Origin of the sequence: Bradyrhizobium sp. NAS80.1, assembly GCF_001908205.1 — a bacterium.
Lineage (GTDB): Bacteria > Pseudomonadota > Alphaproteobacteria > Rhizobiales > Xanthobacteraceae > Bradyrhizobium.
In genome coordinates, this window is sequence record NZ_LGHL01000339.1 from 1 (window position 1) to 3090 (window position 3090).

The 3090-nt window shown below is 62.5% G+C and carries 4 protein-coding genes; 1 reads left to right on the forward strand and 3 read right to left on the reverse strand.

Translation table 11 applies throughout. From position 1 onward, the window contains the following. Positions 1-217: hypothetical protein (locus AC629_RS48030; protein WP_210419217.1), on the forward strand; the 217-nt coding region annotated here is incomplete at its 5' end. Positions 218-229: 12 nt separating this feature from the next. Here the strand turns inward: AC629_RS48030 and AC629_RS43030 are convergent. The 3 genes from AC629_RS43030 to AC629_RS43040 all read right to left on the reverse strand — a co-directional run bounded on the left by AC629_RS43030 (position 230) and on the right by AC629_RS43040 (position 2969). Further along, a complete protein-coding gene (locus tag AC629_RS43030; RefSeq protein WP_084810667.1) occupies positions 230-1096 on the reverse strand; it encodes a beta-keto acid cleavage family enzyme in 867 nt (288 codons plus the stop codon). 214 nt (positions 1097-1310) lie between these two features. Further along, entirely contained in the window at positions 1311-2114 is an 804-nt protein-coding gene (locus AC629_RS43035) for a helix-turn-helix domain-containing protein (protein WP_084810668.1), read from the reverse strand. A gap of 198 nt (positions 2115-2312) precedes the next feature. Further along, complete coding sequence (locus AC629_RS43040) at positions 2313-2969, reverse strand: glutathione S-transferase family protein (protein WP_084810669.1); 657 nt, start codon at positions 2967-2969, stop codon at positions 2313-2315. Between the last annotated feature and the right edge of the window lie 121 nt (positions 2970-3090).

Sequence of the window (3090 nt, forward strand, 5' to 3'; positions counted from 1 at the left end):
TTTTCGAGAATGGACATCAAATCTCCTGCTCGTCATTCCGGGGCGCGCGCAGCGCGAGCCCGGAATCCATACTCCCAGCGCGCTTGGCCCTTGGGCCATTCGCGCAGACCAAATATGCCAAGCGCGCCTTCTTTGGTTTTTCCGCGAATGCGGCAAGCCGCAAGCGCCGACGTGGTTATGGATTCCGGGCCTGGCCCTTCGGGCCATCCCGGAATGACGGAGTGTATGGCTACCGATTCGTCCCAAAGATCTTCCGCGCTTCGGCGGGGCTCGCGATCTCGCGGCCCGCACGGCGGGCGCAGGCGGCGATGGCTTCGATCAACTGGCCGTTCGACGTCACCTTCTTGCCGTCGGCGAGATAGAAGGCGTCCTCCAGACCGGTGCGCAAATGGCCGCCGAGCTCGGCGCAGCGCTGGTGCAGCGGCCAGATCTCCTCACGCCCGATCGCGGTGACCTGCCAATGCGCTTCGGGACGCTTCAGCTTGAGCAGGATCGGCAACAGCTCCGGATCCGACGGCATGCCGGAGGCGACGCCCATCACGAAGTTATATTCGAGCGGCCCCTTGTACATGCCGACCTGGTGATACATGCCGACGCAGCGGACGATGCCGACATCGAAGCATTCGAACTCGGGGATGGTGCCGACCGCGTTCATGACGTCGAGATAGTCCTTCACCTTCTCGACCGCGTTGTCGAACATCATCGGCGGCCAGGCCCAGGTGTTGTCGGCCTTCACCTTCAGGTAATTCAGCGAGCCGGCGTTGCAGGCCGCGATCTCCGGCTTGGTCTCACGGATGCAATCGAGCGCGCCGCTGTAGTTCGGCCCGGAGACACCGGAGGTGTGATTGATGATGACGCCGGGGCAGGCTTCGCGGATCGCCTGCTGGATCTCCTTGCTGACGCTCACTTCCCAAGACGGCAGATGCCCCTTGTTCGGCGCCTGCTGGCGCAGATGGATGTGCATGATGGACGCGCCGGCATCGAACGCAGCCTTGGCCTCGCGCGCCATCTGTTCCGGCGTCACAGGCACGTTGTGCTGCTTCGGGTCGGTGAGCACGCCGTTCAGCGCGCAGGTGATGACGGCCTTGTCGTTCATGCCTTGTCGCTCATGACTTGGATGTCTCGCACGTTGAGAATTCAACGTTTGCGATCATGTGACGCGCGACACGCGGCTTCTTGCGCGGAGAAGCTAGCAGAAAACGGCGAAAAGTAGGGTGGGTTAGCCGAAAGCGTAACCCACCAACGTCTCTCACCGCGGATGCAGAAGTGCTGGATTACGCCTTCGGCTAATCCACCCTACGAAGACGATCTTAGCTCGCCTCTGCGAGTTCCCGCACCGTCTCGCTGCTGCGATAGATCGCAAGGTCGCGCGAGCCGACGAAGATCGCGCGCGGCTTCAATCCGTAGAAGCGGCGGATCGAATGGCTGAAATGGGTCGAGTCGGGATAGCCGATGTCCTGCGCGAGATGGGCGAGGTTCAGATCCTGGTTTGCGAAGTGCAGCAGGTGTCGCGCGCGCTTCCAGGCGCGGAAGGAACGGAACGAGATGCCGGTCTCTTCCTTGAACAAATGCAGGAAGCGCGAGGCTGAAAGACCGGCTTCCGCCGCGCACGTATCCGCCGTCACCGGCTCGCCGGAGAAACGCTCGATGCGCGCGACCGCGCGCGTCACCCGCGGGTCGAGCACACGGCGCGGCAGCGCCTCGCCAAAACACATCTCGTCGAATTCGGCAGTGGTGATGTCGCCATAGCGGCGGTGGCGCAGCTGCGCGTAGGCGGCGAGAATCTTGCGGGCATAGACGGCCCTGTCAGGTCCGGTCAGCCGCTGGGCCAAAACTTCCAGCACGCCATCCGGCATGCTTTCGGGCTCGAGCGTCACGCTGATTGCGGTGCGGTAGTCGCTGGCAATGGAATGCCGCTGGTTCGGCAGGGTAACGAACAGCTCGCCGATGGCGAGGACATCGTCGATCGTCAGCTGCAAGCTGCCTTTGACGGCGACATAGACGTGGCAGCAGCCCGGCGTCCGCTTGCGGGGGCGGCCAAGCAGGCCGGCATAGAATACCCGCTCCGGCGTGATCAGCATCAGATGGTCGGATTCGCGACCCTTTTCTTCCATTGGAGCTCCTCCTCGCGCGGCTCTCTGGCCGCTGCGGAACGGAGGTCACCTTAGCGGAAATTTGGGCGCTGTCACGACGGGATAACGCTGTCATCGAGCGCAAAACATCGTCAGTTCCGGACGGCGATGAACCCGTCCGGAACCTTTTATAAGACTGTAGTCCCATCCCCCGCGCGCAATTGCGCACCAGGCCGGGCCTTACGCCCTCACGCGAGGCGCGACGTTCTGCTCGGCTCCAGCTTTTTGCTCCGCAGCAACTGCGCGCTTGAACCCTTCGCGTTGCTGCAATCGCGCCCAATAGGCTGCGACATTAGGTCCAAAGTCCTTTGCGAGTCCGATATTGCTGGCGAGGCGGAGCGCGTAACCGATAACAATGTCAGCGGCGGTGAAGCGGCCGGCGCACAAGGTTTCGGCATTCGCAGTCGCTGCCTCAACGGCGCGCAGCCGACCCAAGAACCATTTTGCATAGTCGCCGGCGACCTGCGGATTGCGGCGCTCTTCCGGCTCGAGCTGGGTGTAGCGGAGCACCAGCGTTTGCGGGAAGGTTAACGTGGCGTCGCTGAAATACATCCAGTTCAGGAACGCGCCATAGGCGGGATCCTCCGGCGCGACCATCAGCGGCGTCGGCCCGTATTTGATGCCGAGGTAATGGCAGATGCCGGACGATTCGGTCATCCGCGCCTCGCCGTCGATCATGAACGGGATGGTCCCGAGCGGATTGATGCCGAGATAATCCTTGGCGAAGACCCGCGGCGGGAACGGCAGCATCTTCAGTTCGTATGGAAGACCCATCTCCTCGAGCATCCAGAGCGGACGGAAGGAGCGTGCGGCGTCGCAGTGATACAGCGTGATCATCAGGCGTTTCCCCTAGCAGGCTGTTGAAGAAGTCTTGGAACGGCGCGCGATGAACGGGATGTTGTCGCCGTTGAGGAGACAAATCTCCCCTTCGAGTGAGCCGTCATCCTGCAGTTCGGCC

What these genes read in the sequence shown, in the direction of transcription:
- AC629_RS43035 (WP_084810668.1), bottom strand. Translation starts at nt 2,114, where the DNA reads ATGGAAGAAAAGGGTCGCGAATCCGACCATCTGATGCTGATCACGCCG.
- AC629_RS43040 (WP_084810669.1), bottom strand. Translation starts at nt 2,969, where the DNA reads ATGATCACGCTGTATCACTGCGACGCCGCACGCTCCTTCCGTCCGCTC.
- AC629_RS43030 (WP_084810667.1), bottom strand. Translation starts at nt 1,096, where the DNA reads ATGAACGACAAGGCCGTCATCACCTGCGCGCTGAACGGCGTGCTCACC.